The 16,103-nt window shown below is 60.6% G+C and carries 18 protein-coding genes and 2 pseudogenes; 9 read left to right on the top strand and 11 right to left on the bottom strand.

What is annotated here, in order from left to right:
* The first annotated feature begins 148 nt into the window (after positions 1-148).
* The 4 genes and pseudogenes from P0Y64_18185 (at position 149) to P0Y64_18170 (ending at position 3,578) form a co-directional block, all read left to right on the top strand.
* Positions 149-712: a DUF308 domain-containing protein gene (locus P0Y64_18185; protein WEK43224.1), complete on the top strand. Its 564-nt coding sequence runs from the start codon at positions 149-151 to the stop codon at positions 710-712.
* A gap of 27 nt (positions 713-739) precedes the next feature.
* Complete coding sequence (locus P0Y64_18180) at positions 740-1,753, top strand: zinc-dependent alcohol dehydrogenase family protein (GenBank protein WEK43223.1); 1,014 nt, start codon at positions 740-742, stop codon at positions 1,751-1,753.
* 49 nt (positions 1,754-1,802) lie between these two features.
* A complete protein-coding gene (locus P0Y64_18175; protein ID WEK43222.1) occupies positions 1,803-3,341 on the top strand; it encodes an AAA family ATPase in 1,539 nt (512 codons plus the stop codon).
* Position 3,342: 1 nt separating this feature from the next.
* Positions 3,343-3,578, top strand: a pseudogene (locus P0Y64_18170) (HU family DNA-binding protein).
* Between the two features lie 137 nt (positions 3,579-3,715).
* Here P0Y64_18170 and P0Y64_18165 read toward each other — a convergent pair.
* Positions 3,716-4,372, bottom strand: a complete 657-nt coding sequence (locus P0Y64_18165; protein WEK43221.1) for an NAD(P)H-dependent oxidoreductase — start codon at positions 4,370-4,372, stop codon at positions 3,716-3,718.
* A gap of 132 nt (positions 4,373-4,504) precedes the next feature.
* Between P0Y64_18165 and P0Y64_18160 the strand changes: the two genes are divergently transcribed.
* The 4 genes from P0Y64_18160 to P0Y64_18145 all read left to right on the top strand — a co-directional run bounded on the left by P0Y64_18160 (position 4,505) and on the right by P0Y64_18145 (position 7,574).
* A complete protein-coding gene (locus tag P0Y64_18160) occupies positions 4,505-5,299 on the top strand; it encodes an NAD(P)H-dependent oxidoreductase (GenBank protein WEK43220.1) in 795 nt (264 codons plus the stop codon).
* A 261-nt stretch (positions 5,300-5,560) separates the two neighbouring features.
* Positions 5,561-5,932, top strand: coding sequence for a response regulator (locus P0Y64_18155; GenBank protein WEK45111.1), 372 nt, complete (start codon positions 5,561-5,563; stop codon positions 5,930-5,932).
* A 90-nt stretch (positions 5,933-6,022) separates the two neighbouring features.
* Positions 6,023-6,829 (top strand): universal stress protein, encoded by an 807-nt coding sequence (locus P0Y64_18150; protein WEK43219.1) that lies wholly within the window; start codon positions 6,023-6,025, stop codon positions 6,827-6,829.
* 151 nt (positions 6,830-6,980) lie between these two features.
* Positions 6,981-7,574 (top strand): hypothetical protein, encoded by a 594-nt coding sequence (locus P0Y64_18145; GenBank protein ID WEK43218.1) that lies wholly within the window; start codon positions 6,981-6,983, stop codon positions 7,572-7,574.
* 182 nt (positions 7,575-7,756) lie between these two features.
* Here the strand turns inward: P0Y64_18145 and P0Y64_18140 are convergent.
* The 3 genes and pseudogenes from P0Y64_18140 to P0Y64_18130 all read right to left on the bottom strand — a co-directional run bounded on the left by P0Y64_18140 (position 7,757) and on the right by P0Y64_18130 (position 10,287).
* A pseudogene (locus P0Y64_18140) lies at positions 7,757-7,990 on the bottom strand (DNA polymerase ligase N-terminal domain-containing protein).
* 625 nt (positions 7,991-8,615) lie between these two features.
* On the bottom strand, positions 8,616-9,443 hold the full coding sequence (locus tag P0Y64_18135) for a universal stress protein (GenBank protein ID WEK43217.1): 828 nt from the start codon (positions 9,441-9,443) through the stop codon (positions 8,616-8,618).
* A gap of 49 nt (positions 9,444-9,492) precedes the next feature.
* The gene (locus tag P0Y64_18130; GenBank protein ID WEK43216.1) at positions 9,493-10,287 is read right to left on the bottom strand and encodes a universal stress protein; all 795 of its coding nucleotides are present in this window, start codon (positions 10,285-10,287) and stop codon (positions 9,493-9,495) included.
* A 128-nt stretch (positions 10,288-10,415) separates the two neighbouring features.
* Here P0Y64_18130 and P0Y64_18125 point away from each other — a divergent pair, with 128 nt between their 5' ends.
* Positions 10,416-10,646, top strand: coding sequence for a hypothetical protein (locus P0Y64_18125; protein WEK43215.1), 231 nt, complete (start codon positions 10,416-10,418; stop codon positions 10,644-10,646).
* On the opposite strand, the gene P0Y64_18120 is transcribed toward P0Y64_18125, so the two are convergent.
* The 7 genes from P0Y64_18120 to P0Y64_18090 all read right to left on the bottom strand — a co-directional run bounded on the left by P0Y64_18120 (position 10,606) and on the right by P0Y64_18090 (position 16,005).
* Positions 10,606-11,751 carry a glycoside hydrolase family 130 protein gene (locus tag P0Y64_18120; GenBank protein WEK43214.1) on the bottom strand — a complete coding sequence of 382 codons (1,146 nt, stop codon included), beginning with the start codon at positions 11,749-11,751 and terminating at the stop codon, positions 10,606-10,608. The two genes, P0Y64_18125 and P0Y64_18120, sit on opposite strands and share 41 nt — an antisense overlap.
* 143 nt (positions 11,752-11,894) lie before the next feature.
* Complete coding sequence (locus P0Y64_18115; GenBank protein ID WEK43213.1) at positions 11,895-12,248, bottom strand: hypothetical protein; 354 nt, start codon at positions 12,246-12,248, stop codon at positions 11,895-11,897.
* On the bottom strand, positions 12,245-12,415 hold the full coding sequence (locus tag P0Y64_18110; GenBank protein WEK43212.1) for a hypothetical protein: 171 nt from the start codon (positions 12,413-12,415) through the stop codon (positions 12,245-12,247). The genes P0Y64_18115 and P0Y64_18110 overlap by 4 nt, the downstream gene beginning before the upstream one ends.
* Before the next feature lie 67 nt (positions 12,416-12,482).
* The gene (locus P0Y64_18105; GenBank protein WEK43211.1) at positions 12,483-13,445 is read right to left on the bottom strand and encodes a lysylphosphatidylglycerol synthase transmembrane domain-containing protein; all 963 of its coding nucleotides are present in this window, start codon (positions 13,443-13,445) and stop codon (positions 12,483-12,485) included.
* 130 nt (positions 13,446-13,575) lie between these two features.
* A complete protein-coding gene (locus P0Y64_18100) occupies positions 13,576-14,226 on the bottom strand; it encodes a BON domain-containing protein (protein WEK43210.1) in 651 nt (216 codons plus the stop codon).
* 46 nt (positions 14,227-14,272) lie between these two features.
* Positions 14,273-14,749: an Hsp20/alpha crystallin family protein gene (locus tag P0Y64_18095; protein WEK43209.1), complete on the bottom strand. Its 477-nt coding sequence runs from the start codon at positions 14,747-14,749 to the stop codon at positions 14,273-14,275.
* Between the two features lie 449 nt (positions 14,750-15,198).
* On the bottom strand, positions 15,199-16,005 hold the full coding sequence (locus P0Y64_18090; protein WEK43208.1) for a universal stress protein: 807 nt from the start codon (positions 16,003-16,005) through the stop codon (positions 15,199-15,201).
* Positions 16,006-16,103 lie beyond the last annotated feature (98 nt).

The raw sequence follows: 16,103 nt of genomic DNA, 5'->3' as shown, positions 1-16,103 counted from the left end.
CCGTGAGTCGGTGCGATCCCGTCCTCGTTCGTGCCGTCATGATCGCAGGGAAGGCCCCGGCAAATTAGTAGATTCACGGACAGCTGCGGGCCTGCGGGGCCTTTATCCTAACCGCCAATGAACATGAAAAAAATGGAAAGGATTGGCCATGGAGAGCCGAAGATTGCGGTCCTCGGCCGACATTGCGACCAGCGAAGGCTCTGTATGGGGATGGTTTGTCGGAATTGGCGCGGCTGCAGCGTTACTTGGCTTGATAGCATCCGCCCATCTCGTCATGGCGACGATCGCCGCGACCTATTTCGTAGGTGCGATCATGTTCGCCGGTGGTATTCTGCAACTGTTGCACGCGCTGAGCGTAAGCCGCTGGGCCTCGCTCGCTTTGTGGGGGTTGAGCGGCCTTCTCTGCTTGGGGCTCGCGGCAGCGGTACTTTACGATCCGCTGGTCGCTGGTCGTGTCCTGACCCTCGTTCTGGCGATTTTGTTCGGCGCGTCGGGACTTGTGCGCATTTCCACTGCGCTCGACCGAAATGACGGCGGCCGGGGTTGGCTGTTCTTTTCGGGCGGCGTCTGTGTCGCTGCAGTTGCGATCATCGCGTGGGGATGGCCATTCGATGCAATATGGATGCTCGGGCTATTGTTTGCCGTTGATTTCGTGATTGAAGGGGGGATGCTCATACTGCTTGGCTTTTCACTGAAATCGGGCGGTATTTGATCAGCATCCAGCTTCAGGGCAACCGCCATGTCTCAGGTGACCGCAATGCAACTCGACGCGCCGGGAGAGCGGCTGCGCTGCGTCGAACGTCCGATGCCCCAACCCGGCAAAGAAGAGCTTCTGATCCAGGTTATGGCCTGCGGTGTTTGCCGCACCGATCTTCATGTCGTCGATGGGGAGGTGACGGCGCGCCGGCCGATCATACCTGGACATGAGATCGTCGGACGTGTCGTCGAGATCGGAGACGGTGTTTCCGGTTTCGAGATTGGGCAGCGCATCGGCGTGCCGTGGCTTGGCCGTACGTGCGGCACGTGTGCTTATTGTCTGTCCGGTCGCGAAAATCTCTGCGACCGGCCAGAATTCACGGGTGCGACGCGGGATGGCGGCTATGCGACGCACGTCGTCGCCAATGCCCGCTATTGCTTCGCGCTACCCGAACGGTTCACCGACATAGAAGCCGCTCCCTTATTGTGTGCAGGTGTGATCGGCTGGCGCGCGCTTCGTCTTTCAGGTGAGGGACGGCGGATCGGCCTTTACGGGTTTGGCGCTGCGGCGCATATCCTGGCCCAGGTCGCCGTCTGGCAGGGCCGGGAGGTCTATGCTTTCACGCGCCAGGGCGATGTCGAAGGACAGGCCTTCGCCCGTTCGCTCGGATGCCGATGGGCGGGGGATTCATCGCAGCCGCCCCCGGTTAAGCTCGATACAGCCCTGATCTTCGCCCCGGTGGGCGCGCTGGTTCCGGCCGCGCTGAAGGCGGTGGGCAAGGGCGGGTCGGTGGTTTGTGCTGGCATTCATATGAGCGACATTCCGGGATTTCCCGATGCCGATTTATGGGAGGAACGCCGTATCCTCTCGGTCGCTAATCTGACGCGGGAGGACGTCACCTCCTTCTTCGATATCGCCGACCGGTCCGGCCTGAAAACCGTCACGCAGGAATTCCCACTCGATCAGGCCAACGAGGCGCTGGAGCGGTTACGGCGTGGAAGCCTGACCGGCGCCGCCGTACTGGTACCCGGTTCCTTGTGCGGGCTATGCCGATAGGGGCGGCCAACCCGGCTCGTTGGCGTGTCGGGCTTGAAAGGAAGTGGCGATGACATCGCCTTCGAGCGACCACGACAATGAGACCGACGTCCCCGGATGGCTCCAGTCGGGCAAGGCCTTTGCGAACCGCGGCCTCGTAAAGCGGATCGATACCCATGCCGCGATCGTCTTTCTCAGTGGCGATCGTGCCTGGAAGATGAAGCGGCCAGTGTCGCTCGGCTATCTGGATTTTTCCACGCCCGCCAGGCGCAAGGCTGCGTTGAACACCGAATTGAGGCTCAACCGCCGAACCGCACCTTCGTTGTATCGTGCTGTTCACCCGATTACCGCTGGTGCGGATGGGCGCTTGCAACTCGACGGAGCCGGCGAGCCGATCGACTGGCTATTGGAGATGCAGCGATTTCCCGACGATGCGCTCCTTGCAGAGGTCGCGAATCACGGTGGTCTTGATGAGCCCTTGCTGCGGAGTCTGACGGATTCCATTGTCGCATTCCATGGGGATGCTGCGGTTTCTGCCGACGGGCACGGCAGTTCCAATGTCCGCGATGTGATCAAAGGCAATATGGATAGCATGGCCAGGTTTCCGGCGGTGCTGGATCAAGCCAGCGTCCAGGCGGTGTCGAAACGGTTGCTTATGATGGCTGATAAGTATGCCACTTTGCTTGACGCGCGTGCGCGGGCTGGTCGTGTCCGGCATTGCCATGGCGATCTGCATCTGGCCAATATCGCGCTGATCGATGGTGTTCCGACACCCTTTGACTGCCTCGAGTTTGATACCGCGCTCGCCACCACCGACGTGCTCTACGATCTGGCGTTCCTGTTGATGGATCTGTGGGAACGCGGGCTCCGTCATGAATCCAATGTCGTCTTCAATCGCTACCTCGACCTCTCCGCGCAAGATGAGGCGGGCGTCGGTCTATTGCCGATGTTCATGGCCATGCGAGCGTCGATCAGAGCGCATGTCCTCGCCGCGCAGGGTGCTGGCCCAACCGATCAATTGTTTGTTCGTGCGCGCCATTATCTCGCCTTGGCGAGCGACCTGGCAGGGGTATCCGAGGCAAGGCTTGTTGCAATCGGTGGCCTGTCGGGCACGGGCAAGTCGACGTTGGCGCGATCGATTGGCGGCGATGTGGGGAGGGCGCCCGGTGCCAGGATTCTCAGGAGCGACGTTTTGCGCAAACGGCTCGCTGGCTTCCGGCCGGAAGTGAGATTACCCGCATCCGCCTATACGCAAAAGATGAGTACGAAGGTTTATCGGGAATTGGACCGGGTGGGCGGCGCGACGCTCGCTGCCGGTATCAGCGTTATTGCCGACGCGATGTTCGCGCGACCTGTCGAGCGTAGCACGATTAAGAGCGTCGCCGATGCACATCACGCGCGTTTTGCGGGCATGTGGCTCCACGTCTCGGATGCGGTGCGCTTGCAAAGGGTAGTCGAGCGACCGTTGGAAGCATCCGACGCCGATATAACGGTGGCCCGGGCTCAGTTTGTACAACCCGGTTCTGAACCGCTGGATTGGACCATCGTCGATGCCAGGGTATCGTTGGATCAACTGCGTTCCATTGTCATGGGAGTATTGAACGCCTGATATTTGCACTGCCAAGCCTGATGCATGACAATATGTCGATGATCTTTTTGCCGCGATCACCGATGCCACTACGAGAGGCGACGGGATTCCTCGGCGGCCTTGGGCAAGTTTAGCGGCAAAAATAACCCCGCGCGCGAAGGCGGCAATCCCGCACCAAGTGAGACCTTCAAGATTGTCGCGTTGAAGAATCTGACGTTCATACCCACCAAGGCAGTGAAGGACAGACTTAACAACTGACGATGATGGCGCCGGCACTGATGGGGCCGCTCAGGCGATTCGTCAGGTATCAGTATGGCGGCCACTTATCTGCGGCGCGGCCGACATCAAATCACGTGACGAGGCTTGGTTATGCCTTCTGAAACGGGTTGCGCCGGTTAGGCGTTCGCCAGCATTGCACAAGCACGCATCGCGGTCTGCCTGACGCGTTCTAGCTGCTCGGCTGCATAAGCGGTGCTCATGCCAGGCACTACGGCATCGATCATGACATGCTCGCTCTGCTTCATGCCGAATCCACGCCACAGATAGACGTCGAAAATCTCGCGCAGGGATAAGACCTGATTCTTTTCGTGAAGCCACGTCAGGGGCATGCCCGAGGTGCTGAACGACAGCAGCGGTTTGCCGACGATCGGTGGCTGCCCGGCCTGGTCGTGGAAGTCCTGGAACGAATAATTCGCACCGAGGACCCGATCGACATACCCCTTGAGGATCGCGGGCGGCGATCCGTACCAGATCGGATAGACGAGCACGAGGATATCGGCGCGCCTGACATGCTCTAGTTCCGCCGCGACATCCGGAGAGGGGGTCCAACCGCTGGTCGTTGGCCGTTCTTCCGCCTTTAGCACAGGGTCGAATCCCATGGCGTAGAGATCGCGGACAACCAGTTCCTGTCGGCGAGCCGTAACCGCGCTCGCATAGGTATCTACAATCGCCTGATCGAAGCTTTTCGCTGACGGGTTGGCATATATGAGCAAATGTCGCCCCGGAATCTGCCGGGTGGCGGTCTCGATAGTATTGGAAGTGGCGCTGGCCATGACGGGCTGATCCGGGTTCAGGAAAGGGCGCTCAATTCATCAATCCGACTGGCGAGCGAGACCATGCGTAGATGTACGTAACGCGATTGCCGAAAGGCGGCGCTATCGTTTCGCCATTAGCAGGAGGCTGCAATGCAACACACCACGCACGTCGCCGCGCAGGAAACCGGCGGCCCGCAGTTCCATTCGTCGCTGGTCGACAATCCGATGATGGGAACCGACGCTGATCCTGCGCATATCCGGCATCTTGTTGTCATCGGCCATCCAGCGCCTGATAGCTTCAACCATGCGATCGCGCGCGCTTATTGCGATGCGGTCAGCGACTGCGGCGAGACAGCGGTGTTGCGCGATCTTTATGCGACGGGGTTCGATCCGCTGCTCAAGGCGCATGAGCGTCCGGGCACGCCTGGTTTCCGGTTGTCCGCCGACGTGGAGGAGGAGCTCGCGCTGGTGGAACGCGCCAGCGCGATCGTGCTGGTCTATCCGATCTGGTTCGGCATGCCCCCGGCCGTCATCACCGGCTACGTCGATCGTGTGCTGGGTGCTGGGCTGAGTGCGCGGGCGATCCGGCAAAACGAGCCGCACGACTTATTGCTCGATAAGCAACTCGTGCTGCTCACGACTTCCGGTTCTACCTTGCCCTGGCTTGCCGAGCGAGGCCAATGGCACGGCATGCGCGAAGCGTTCGATTTTTACCTGCAATCGATTTTTTCGTTCGCGGACTCCACGCATGAGCATTTCGACTCGGTGGTCTCACCGCTCTCCTCCATCTATGCGGACGAATGTCTTGGCCGCGTCGTCGAATCCGCGCGCACGATTTGCAGTACGTTGCTGAGTGATGCCCATGAGCGACAAAAGCATGCCGCGCTGTCATTACGGCAGGAATCGACAGGCGACGTGAAGAACGGCGCTAGGCGAGATTCCTGAGCAGCGCTTGCGTGATCGCGCTCCACCGCGACGGGTGGTGAGGCGTCCGCCGCTTAGCAGAATTTTAAGCCAACCGTCGCGCACGGTTGAGATGAATCACGCCGCCGTGATGAGGTCGCCTGAGGTTCTCCGCCTGCTGGGCACGCTGTACATCGCGTTCGCCATCGGGATTGGGGATGCAACTGCGGAAGTCACGTAGAGACAATCGCTACTCAAAACGGGAAGTTGCGGGTGATGTATGAGGATTTGCCCGTGTCCGTGATGATCACCGCTGACGGGGAAGCGCCACGCCGCGCGATCTTGATTGAGGATGACGACGGCGTCCGACGTTCGTTGCAATTATTGTTGCACTGGCATGGCTTTGATGTGCGCTCATTCGCTTCAGCCTTGCGGTTGTTGGGCAGCCCGCTGGTGTGGGACGCGGATGTTCTTGTGGCGGATTATCGACTTCCCGACGGCAACGGCATTGATGTCCTGCGTGAGCTCAGGCGGCAGGGATGGAGCGGTCGATCGGTGCTGATCACCGCGTTCCCGAGTGACGACCTGATCCGTGAGGCGAAGGAAAGCGGCTACGACACTGTGTTGGTGAAGCCGCTCCGTGAGCAAGCACTGATCGCCGCGCTCGCGGCGTGACCGGCTCCGTATAATCCCGAATGCCGACACTGTGCACGAGGACCTAGCATCGGTTTTCGAAATCTCCCGCCCCACCAAAAGGTGCTCATGATGAAAAACATCCTCCTTCTCGCCCATGACGATGGTGGCCAGGAAGCCCGTTTTCAGGCCGCGCTGGATCTTGGGCGCGCGCTTGAAGGGCATATCACCTGCCTGGATGTCACGTACATCCCGCCGGTGCTGGGCAGCGGATATTATGACGACAGCTATGCCGTCGCGGAGATGGTGACACAAGAGATGGTGCGCGAAAACGCCAACAAGCAGACGCTCAAGGCCCGGCTCGCCAAAGAGGATGTGCCTTGGGACTGGATTGATGTGAGCGGAAGTATCGCGGACTGTCTCGAACGGTTCGCCAAACTGGCCGATGTCATCGTCGTTGACCGACGGCTGGGCGACTATTCATTTGCCGACCAGCGCGGAACCGCAAGCGATGTGATCGTGCGCTCGGGCAGCCCGGTGCTCGCGGTGCCGCCCGATTGCCGGCGTCTCGATCTCGGTTCTGTCATGGTCGCCTGGGACGGATCATCCTGCGCGGCGACCGCCCTGCGGACGGCGGTGCCGCTGCTCAAGCGTGCCGAGCAGGTGGCGATCGTCGAGGCGGAGGACGGCTCGGTAATCGTGCCTGTCGAGGATGCTGCACGTTACCTATCACGGCATGGCATCCATCCACTCATTAGCCGGCTCAAAGCCCGGCCGCATGGCGCAGGTGAGGCGCTGCTCGCGCGAGCGGCAAGCGGCGAATATGGCTACGTCGTTATGGGCGGTTTCGGTCATCGACGGTTCGTCGAAGCGCTGTTTGGCGGGGTCACGCGCGCGATGCTGATGAACAGTCCGGTGCCCGTTTTCCTGGCGCACTGATTGCTCGATAAAGGAGCTTAAACCTCTTCAGATAATCCGCGTAGCGCCAGTCAGTTAAGTCGCAGAGCCTTCGGGGCGCCGGCGATAGCCATGGCATCTTAAAATATCTTGTCATAGAGGTCGGGTATATTTTGATCGGTGATATCGCGTCGTGACCTCTCTCGTGGTTCTCTTCCTGATTGTGTTGAGTATCAATCTCTTGCCGGCATTCGGTCCGCCGACCTGGTCGATTATCCTCTTTTACGGCCTGAATAGCGCGCTGCCAGCACCGCTGATCGTCGTTGTCAGCGCGCTGGCAGCCGCGAGTGGGCGGTTGCTGCTTGCTAATGGTTTTCGTTACTTGCGCGCCTATCTTCCCGAAAAGGTCAGACACAATCTGGTTGCCGCCAACGCATTGCTCGGGCGCAGGAAGCGCAGCCTTGCCGTGGGGTTGGGTCTCTTTGCTCTATCGCCGCTGCCATCGGCACAACTATTCGAAGCCGCCGGACTTGCTGGCGTTAGGTTGCTGAGCTTTACTATGGCGTTTTTCTTCGGTCGGCTGGTTTCATATTCCATTTATGCAGCGTCAGCCAAAGGAATTCGCGGTACTAGCCTAGGGGACGCTGTCGTGAATATTTTTTCAAGCCCTTGGGGCATTGCGTTACAGATTGGTATGATCGCGCTTCTGGTTCTGCTTGCGCGGATCAACTGGAGCAAATTCGGTTCAAAGGATAATGATCAGCAGGCGTCCGATCAGAAATTCTGACAATTGGTCGGTTATTCTTCGAATATGCTCCAGCGATTGACGCTGATCAGCTGCCAGCGGGATGGCGTAGACATAAAATCTGCAACTTCGCGGATGAGTTAAGGCGCGGGGAGGGGCTGCTGGGCAATGCCCCAACCGCGCAGATCGGGACTATGTAAGGGTTCCAGGAGTGTGGGGGCATCGGCGAGGCGTTTGTCGTTGGGATTGAGGCTCGGTCCTCGAGTCACTGCCCAGCTCTTGAGCACGCCATCCATTTCCAGTCGGAAACCCCAGTGGAGCCGGGTCGCATCATGTTTCTGCACGACGAACAGGCGGTCGTTCGAGGTCTCGCGCATGCCATCAGGCTCGCGCGTCTTCGAAAAATCGCGCTTGCGGTTGTAGGCTGCGAGCGGGGCGGATGCTTGCTGCGCGGCCATCTCACGCGCTCCCGCGGCGGCGCGCGCGTTTCTTCGCCTCGGCCCGTGGCGTCGGTCTCGTCAAAGCCGGCCAAACGCGCGACTTCTTGAGCGCCCACTCGCGTGTATCGAGATAGCGACCGTGGAATTCAATCGAGACCAGCGCCAGACGGATCTGACGCTGGCAATATGCACGCGCGGGCATCGCGTTCTCCGTGGCGGACCACTGCCACCAATCCCGTGTGGGCGACTCTGTTCCGTCACTGTCACCGGTCGATAAGGTGCGACCGCGTTCCGGAAGTGGGTGAGTAGAGGTGCGGGGCAACCACCTATTTTCTTTCGATGCGGGATTCTACGATTAGGTCGATATGTAATCAGGAATATATTCTTCGTCATTCTGCAAGGCGAAGTAGATGCGTGTCGCTCTCATGATAGTGGGGACAATCGTTGTGACGGGATTCGTCATTTTGGGGACATTGATCCTGATAAAAGGGGATTTTCGTGTTATTTTGATATCGCTGATGCAGCCTAGAGATTGATCAGATAAATCATACATGGAACTTCTGTTCAAAGTGTCAGATTTTCCACGTTGGATATCAATTCTGACGGTGTTGCGTAAAATAAGATCGAAAGAATTTTCGATAAACTACCGACTCATGAATACCGGCAGCGCCGTGTTTTCAAGGATGTGCCGGGTAGTCCCGCCGAACGTTTCTTCGATTAGATGGGCATGTCCATAAGCTCCCATTATCAGGAAATTCGCGCCGAAGTTTTCGCACGCGTCCAGAACTCGTTCGGCAACGTGGCCAGCCGCGCAATGTCGCACTTCTGCACTGATTCCGTATCGTGTGAGATGTGTCGATAAACCGGCTCCCGTGCACATTGTTACTTCCGCAGGATGGCCGACCGTCAGGATCCGGACCGCCCCGGCTTGTTCGAGCAGCGGCAATGCGTCCGCCACGGTACGGCTTGCTTCCCGAGATCCATTCCATGCGACGATCACGCGCTCCAGAGCGACCGGCGACCTCAGCGGCGTGGGGACGAACAGACATGGAGTAGCGGCCTCCATAAGAAAGGCGTCGGCGAGCGCCAGGCTTCGTGGGGTCGCGTCGTCAGGCCGCGCCATTATGGTGAGATTGACGAGGCGTGCATGAAAAGGAGCGTCCGCCTCCGCGAGGCAATTGTCGATGCGTACCCAGTCTCCTGAAACGCCGCGGAGTGACAGCTCCCTGCGGAACGCCGCCTCGATCGGCTCGACCGCCGCATCCTCTTCGTGCCGTAAACGCTGCGTGACCGACGCCTCAGCGTCCGCCCCGAGCGCGAAACATTCCGCCATGGTTGGATTGGTGGGAGTGACGAGGCATAACCCGTGCAAATGGGCGCCGAACTTCGCGGCGAGCCACGCGGCGACCGTCAGCGCCGGACCATTGTCATATTCCATCGACTGGACGACGAGGAGATCCTTGAACGTCATCTGTAGTTCCCTTGTATCCGTGCCGATGGCGAGAATTGTTTGTGGATCGTCAGTGAGAGAAAAGGATCGGGACCGACGCATCCTCGATCAGATCACGTGTGACCCCGCCAAGCATTATTTCCTCGAAGCGCGAATGAGCAAAGGCGCCGATGGCGAGCAATTGCGCCTGCCGCTGTTCGACGAAGCGCAGCAACTGGTCGCCCGTCGGGTCCGTGCCAGTCAGGAGATGCGGCTCGACGACGAATTCAGACCGGCGCAGATGCTCGCACAGCGGCTCCAACGCGATTGGGGCGTCTGCCGGCGAAACGGCGACGACATCGACGCGAGCATTGCGTTCGAGCAGAGGTAGGGCATCGTTCAGCGCGCGCGAGGCCTCTCGGGTGCCGTTCCAACCGAGAACGATATGTTCGAAACGGTCGGCCACGCCGCTGGGCGGCACGATCAACACCGGCCGGCCGGAGCAAAGCGCAAGATGTTCAAGGGCGCGGCGCCGGAAGTAGGTGTCGCCATAGCCGCTCGGCGGTCCGAAGAGGGCCAGGTCGCTGATGCTCGTTCGGGCAGCGAGTATTTTGACGATTTCGGTTGTATCGCCTTCGTAGCAGAGGATAGCGATGTGCGCGAATTGTGCGATGAGCGCATCTTTCTTGGCTCGCACAGATGCGCGCAAATTGTCCGCGATCGGATAACCGCCAGCTTTTGCGAGCGAGGCTTCAAACGAATTAACCAGCACGGACACGGCGATTGTTAGATGGGCATTCCGGGTGCTGGCGAATTGCACCGCCTGAGCCACGAAGCCCGCGTCCGCCGAGCCCAGATCGAGAATCGCCAGCACATCGGCAACCATCCCACACCTCCATAACTTGGAACCTGTGTCTATTTGTCCGAGCGGAATGACATGTCTGGCGGTCGCAACGCTATCCGGAATAGTGCGTGGTTTTCCGGCTTAACCGGCCGCCGATAACCAGCAGCGGAATGAGTTTGGGCATCCCCTCTTTCCTTTTGGGGGAATGGGTGGGCTTCCCGCAACTTCACGCGGATTTTCTTCATATTTATCGGAATCTGGGTGTCGGCGATGTTGTCGATTGCCAGTCTTGCCGTCGCTTCGCGCGTGCAGAAGACCGTGGCGGTCAGCCGACAGGCGCGAGCCTCGTGCCAGAACGCTTCAACACCGCACCATCGCCGAAAGAAGCGATGAAACATTGACGCGCGCAATACAGGCGAATGAATCCGCGACGCCAAACGGAAGATAGAGCGTTCCTGCGTGCACAAGTCCTCCGCAACTGTAGACCGTGTTCGGGACATAACCTGCCCACTGCCGCGTGCCAGGGGAGAGCAATGGGCGTTCGAGGCGGGCGATCAGGCGGGTGGGATCATCGCGATCGAGCAGGCACGCACCGACCGTATAGCTGCGCATCGGTCCGACCCCGTGGGTGAGGACTAGCCAGCCTTGCGGAAGCTCGATCGGTGCGGCGCAATTGCCGATCTGGACCATTTCCTGCGGTTCCGCTGGCGAGATGACGCGCACGCCTCCGTCCCACTGGTACAGGTTATCGGACGACAACAGCCACAAGCTGTCGTGATCAACACGTCCCAGCATGGCGTAGCGCCCGCCGATGCGGCGCGGGAATAATACCATCCCCTTGGTCGCGGCGTAGGGACCGGCGATCGGCGTCAGGTCGAAGGAGCGGAAATCGTTTGTGTGCAGCAACTCCTGCCGAACGCTTTCCGTACCAACGCCAGTGATCGTGCCGATGCAGCTATGCTGCCCATCGTCATCGACGAAATCGACCATGCGCAGATCCTCCAGCCCGCGCCGGTGCGCCTTGCACGTCGGGAACAGCACCACGCTGGAGAGTTGGTGGTCATCGTCGCAGATGAGGCGGATGCCTGGTTTAGTGGGCGACGTGCCCCGGATCGGCTCGGCCCGCGCGCTGCGGGGGTTTGGGGCAGGTGGATCGATCCGGAGGCCGCCATCGGGCGCAATGTAGCCGGTGCGGAAAATGATCGACGACACATGTCCCTCGCCGACCGCGCGCAAGGAGAGGATGAAGCGGAGGCCGCCAGGGGCGACGTCGTGTTGTGACGGGTGTGCGATGATGCTCGGATTGAACAACGCTGCGGCCTCGAAGGCATATTCCTCGGTGAAGCATGCCCCGATCAGCCGCGCGTAATCTGACGCAATACGACCGAGATCGGGGCGCAGGTTCCGGATTTCGATGAAACGGCGATCGAGCACCGTCGTAGCGTTGGCGTGGCGGGTTCCGATTTGATCCAGCAACTGTCGGAGTTCGGCGGCGGCGGCGCCCACGCCGAGCGCAAGCACCCGCGCTATTACCGCGTCGCGATGTTCGCTGACCGCATGGCCGGGAAGGGGGGTATCGGCGGGCATGAACGGGCGCAGCACGACCCGGGTGGGATCGGGGCGGATGACAATCGGAAGATGCTCGATCTTCAGCGGCACCGGAAACACTCAGCCACGTCGTGCATATCCTCGCTGCCTGTCCGTCTCCAGATGTCCGTACTCGTCGCGCAATGCGGTTGCGCTTTCTTGCTGGCGAGCACCGGATCGATCTTGTGAGAGGTGCCCATGCGGTGATCAATCATGCGCAGCGGGCAATTGATGTCCGGCAGCAGGTAGATTTGCACCCGATCCATTTTTTCATGGACGACATGATCGATCGAACCGGGATCCCAATAGCAGGTAGCATTGTACTCCCGCAGCCGGACAGGTCTGGGCAACTGGGTGTTGAGCGGCGGGTTCAGCCTGCCTACGATCTTCAGCCACCTTGCATGCTGGTTGGTCATCGCCGCGTTTCCCGGTCACGACGGCGTTCGGCGCGTGACTGGGTTCCCGCAAAGAAAGCCCCGGCAATGCCAGCGGTGGCTGCTAGCGCAGCGATACCGATGACGCGGAAAATCTGACCGAGCATAATGCGCGATAGTTCGGCGATGGAAAGGAACAGACGGATCATTGGACACCTCGACGTGACGAAGCCAAGATATGCTAAGCGGGTCGCGTCACTGCGGGGATGCGTACACCTACGTAGCCGGCGGCGGCTTGGAAGACGCCCTGGCGCTACGAGCCGCACGGATCAGCCGCCGCCGACCCACCATCACCATCCCGGCTGCCAGCGGCAACCAGGTCGCAAGCAGCCGGAACAGCATTGTCGCCGCCAGCGCGCCCGCGACCGATACGCCGAGCAGATGGAGAACCATGACGCAGGTTGCCTCGAATGTGCCCAGCCCGAACGGGATCGGGCCGAGTGTCACCACCATCGATGCCGCGATCAATGCCACAAACGCACTCGTCGGTATAACTGGTCCGCCGAGCGCGGCGAGGCAGGCTGTCAGCGTCATCGCGTCGCACAGGAAGACCGCCGCGTTGAACAGTGCGACGCGCGCCAGCAGCCTTCGGTCGGAGAGCACCATCGCTGGCGTTTCGCCGATGATGCGCAAGAGCGAGGCGACCGCGCTGATCCGTTCCAGTCGGGGCGGAAGCGGGCGGCTGCCGCGCGCGCGAAGCCGCAGCGCCAGCGCGGGGATTGCCAGCGCGACGAGCATGAAGGTGGTCGTCAGTCCAACGAACAGCGGCGTCGCGTCACGATGCAGCCATAGCGTGCCGAGTGTCGCCAGCGCCATCACGGCATAAGCCAGGTAAAAACCAATCGTCGAAACGATCAGAGTCGCCATCGCGTCACCCCGCGGTACGTCAATCGCGGTGAGCCGCTCAATCAGAACAAGGTTGCCACTGATTCCGGCGCTGGGCAGCATTTGGTCGGCGAACAATTTGACCACGGAGATCGGGGCTAACTGCCAAAGCGACCGGATAGACCCAGATCGCCGCAACACGGTCTGCCATCCGGCCGCGACGCAAAAATAGGTCAGGAACTGACAAGCAAGTGCCACGATCAGCCATGCGGGCCGGGCATGGTGGAGTAATTCTCCGAAGCGTCCAATTTCGTTGCGGTGCTCCACGAAGAAAACCCCCGCCAGCGCGATCATCACCCCGGCGACTAAGTGGAGCGGGCGAGTGGAATGGCGAGCGCGCACGGGTGAACGGCCTCCTTGCAACGGGAAGGAGCGGCACCGGGAAGGACACCTTCCGGGAGGCACACCGCCCGGAAGCGGTCCATCAGGCGAGCATGATCTCGTCTTCGACCGCGACGACGCCGGGGGCCGCCCAGGCAGCGGCCTCAGCGGTGCGACGCTCATTCCAGCCGCGGACCGCGCCGCTCAGCCGAACCTTGCCACCGTCGATCCGGACCTCGATCGTGCTTGCGTCCACCTCGCTCGAACGCTTGAGGGCGGCGAGAATCCTTTCACGGACATCGTGGGGTGTCGGGCGTGCACGGACCGTAATATAGCTTGCCACGCCGAGAACTCCGCCGATCCGACCGGCCGCTTTATAGGCGGCCTGTTTTTGGTAATTCCATTCGACCTCACCGGTAAGCGTGACATAGCCCCGCTCGACCTTGACCTGAATCGCGTTGGCCGGGATCAGCGCGTCCCAAGTAAAGATTCGCACGATCCGTTCGGCGATCTCCTCGTCCGAAGTCTTTGGATCGTTCGCGAGGTGAACCTTGATCTCCTCCGCGATCGCCTTCACCCCCTTCACGCGGCGAGCGAGCCGTTCGGCGGCGATTTTCATCGCATAACTGGGGACATTGCCGGAGAGCGTAACGACGCCATCACGCGCTGTTACCCCGACATGGCCTTGCTCAATCTCTGGCGCCCAGGTCAGTTCATCGAGAACATCTTGCTGCAATTCGCTGTCGGTCTTCATCGGATTCACTCCTGCTTCGGCAGCGACGAGGCGCGGCCAGGTGATTTCAATCGCTGTTCGTGATCGCGATCCTGCGCGAGCGCTCCGCCGCCTCCGCGTTTTTCGGTAGCGTGACAGTCAGGACGCCCTTACGGAATTCGGCGCTGATCGCGGCGTAATTGACATCCGCCGGGAGAGGGAGATTGCGCTCGAAACTGCCGTAGCAGCGCTCGCCGAGCAGATGGCCATCTTGCTTGTGATCCTGCACTTCGCGCTTGTCCCCTCGCAACTTCAGCATGCCATCGGCGACGCTGAGTTCCACATCGTCCTCCTTGATGCCCGGCAACTCGGCGGTGAGACGATATTCGTTGTCGCCCGAAGTCATCTCCAGCGCCGGCGCGGGAGCAAAGCCTTCCGTCCCGAAATGAAGGATGGCGCGTGAAGGCGAGAAGTCGTCGAACAGCCGATCGATCTCGGTACGCAGCCAGCCAAAGGGCGTCTGCGATACGCTGCGTCGGGGTGGGGCATGGGTGATTGGGGTCATGATGCTTTTCCTTCATCAGCGCATCGGGTTGGACTGACCGGCGCGTCGTGCATCCGCATGGACGGGATGTCGCGCTGGCAGGGTGATCCCTGCCGACAATCGCGCTGGCCAGTGACTCGAATTGCTATCTGGCAGGTAGAGCTAAGGCTGACGCGCCGCACGCCGCCATTAGGAACTGTACTTAACCGTGCAGCGGGCCGTTGCGAACGCGCGTCGGAACGATTCGCACATTCCCCAATACCCGTGCGCCGGCAGGTGCCAGTACAATGGCGCGGCCATCGAACCCCGTCGAACTCAGTGGACAGTAAGCCAGCGCGTGACTTGGAGCGTAAAGGGACGGCGGCGATAGCGTCGAGCGCCGGCGCGCGGGAGGCGACCTTATTTCGTGCGGCACCGTAAGGCCGGTGATCGTACGCACCAGACAGGGGAAGCGCGAACGCTCCTTGCCGTCAGTGCGTCAGGAACACCGGGATAGGGCTGTTCGCCAGCATCGAGCGGGTGACGCCGCCGAACAGTGCCTCGGTCAGTCGAAGGTGGCTGAATCCGCCCATGATGCAATAGCCGTAGTCGCTCCCGCGCGCTTCCGACAGCAGCGTCGCGCCCGCTTCGCGCGGCAGGCTCTTGAGCCTGCGGATTTCGGGATGGATGCCGTGCCGTGATAGGTAGCGAGCGGCATCCTCGGCTGGAACGGTGATCGATCGGTCTTCCGCTTCGACGAGGATGACCCGCTCTGCGATTCGTAACAAGGGAACCGCCGCTCGCAGCGCAGCACCCGCGCTGCGTGATCCATCCCAGGCGACCATCGCCGAACTGGTATCGAACTGCGGATGGTCCGGCGGCACCGCGATCACGTTGTTGCCCGATCGCACGATCAGTTCGTTGACGGCCCAGCGCGTGTCGGGGAAGGAGAAGTCGCCCAACTGCCTATCGACGATGATGGCATCGGCGAGTGTGGCCGTCCTTACAAGACAGGGGACGAATGCGCCGCGAGCCTCTTTCCAGTCCCACGACAGACCCTCATTGGCGAGTCTCGCCTCAAGCTTGGCCTTGTTGGCTATCTCCCGCTCAGCTTCCTGCGTCACCAGTGTCGCGATGGCATAGCTATCCTCATAATATCCGCCGCCGATGATCGGCGGGATATAGGTGACGTCCATGCAGCTGAGGTGTCCTTCCACCGCGCGGACAAGGTCCAGCGCGACCTGAAGGCGAGCTTCCTGACCGGCATCATCGTGGATGAGGAGGAGGATATTCTTCATTACGTTTGCCTTTTGTGGTTCTGGAATATTCCGAAGCGGCGCTTGGCCCGAGTGATGGTGGTGTGAATCTGCCGCATATCGAGCGCAGGCTGCAGTGC

Origin of the sequence: Candidatus Sphingomonas colombiensis, from assembly GCA_029202845.1 — a bacterium.
Lineage (GTDB): Bacteria > Pseudomonadota > Alphaproteobacteria > Sphingomonadales > Sphingomonadaceae > Sphingomonas > Sphingomonas colombiensis.
Note: the sequence above shows the minus strand (reverse complement) of the source record. Positions and strands in the feature narration are given on the sequence as shown.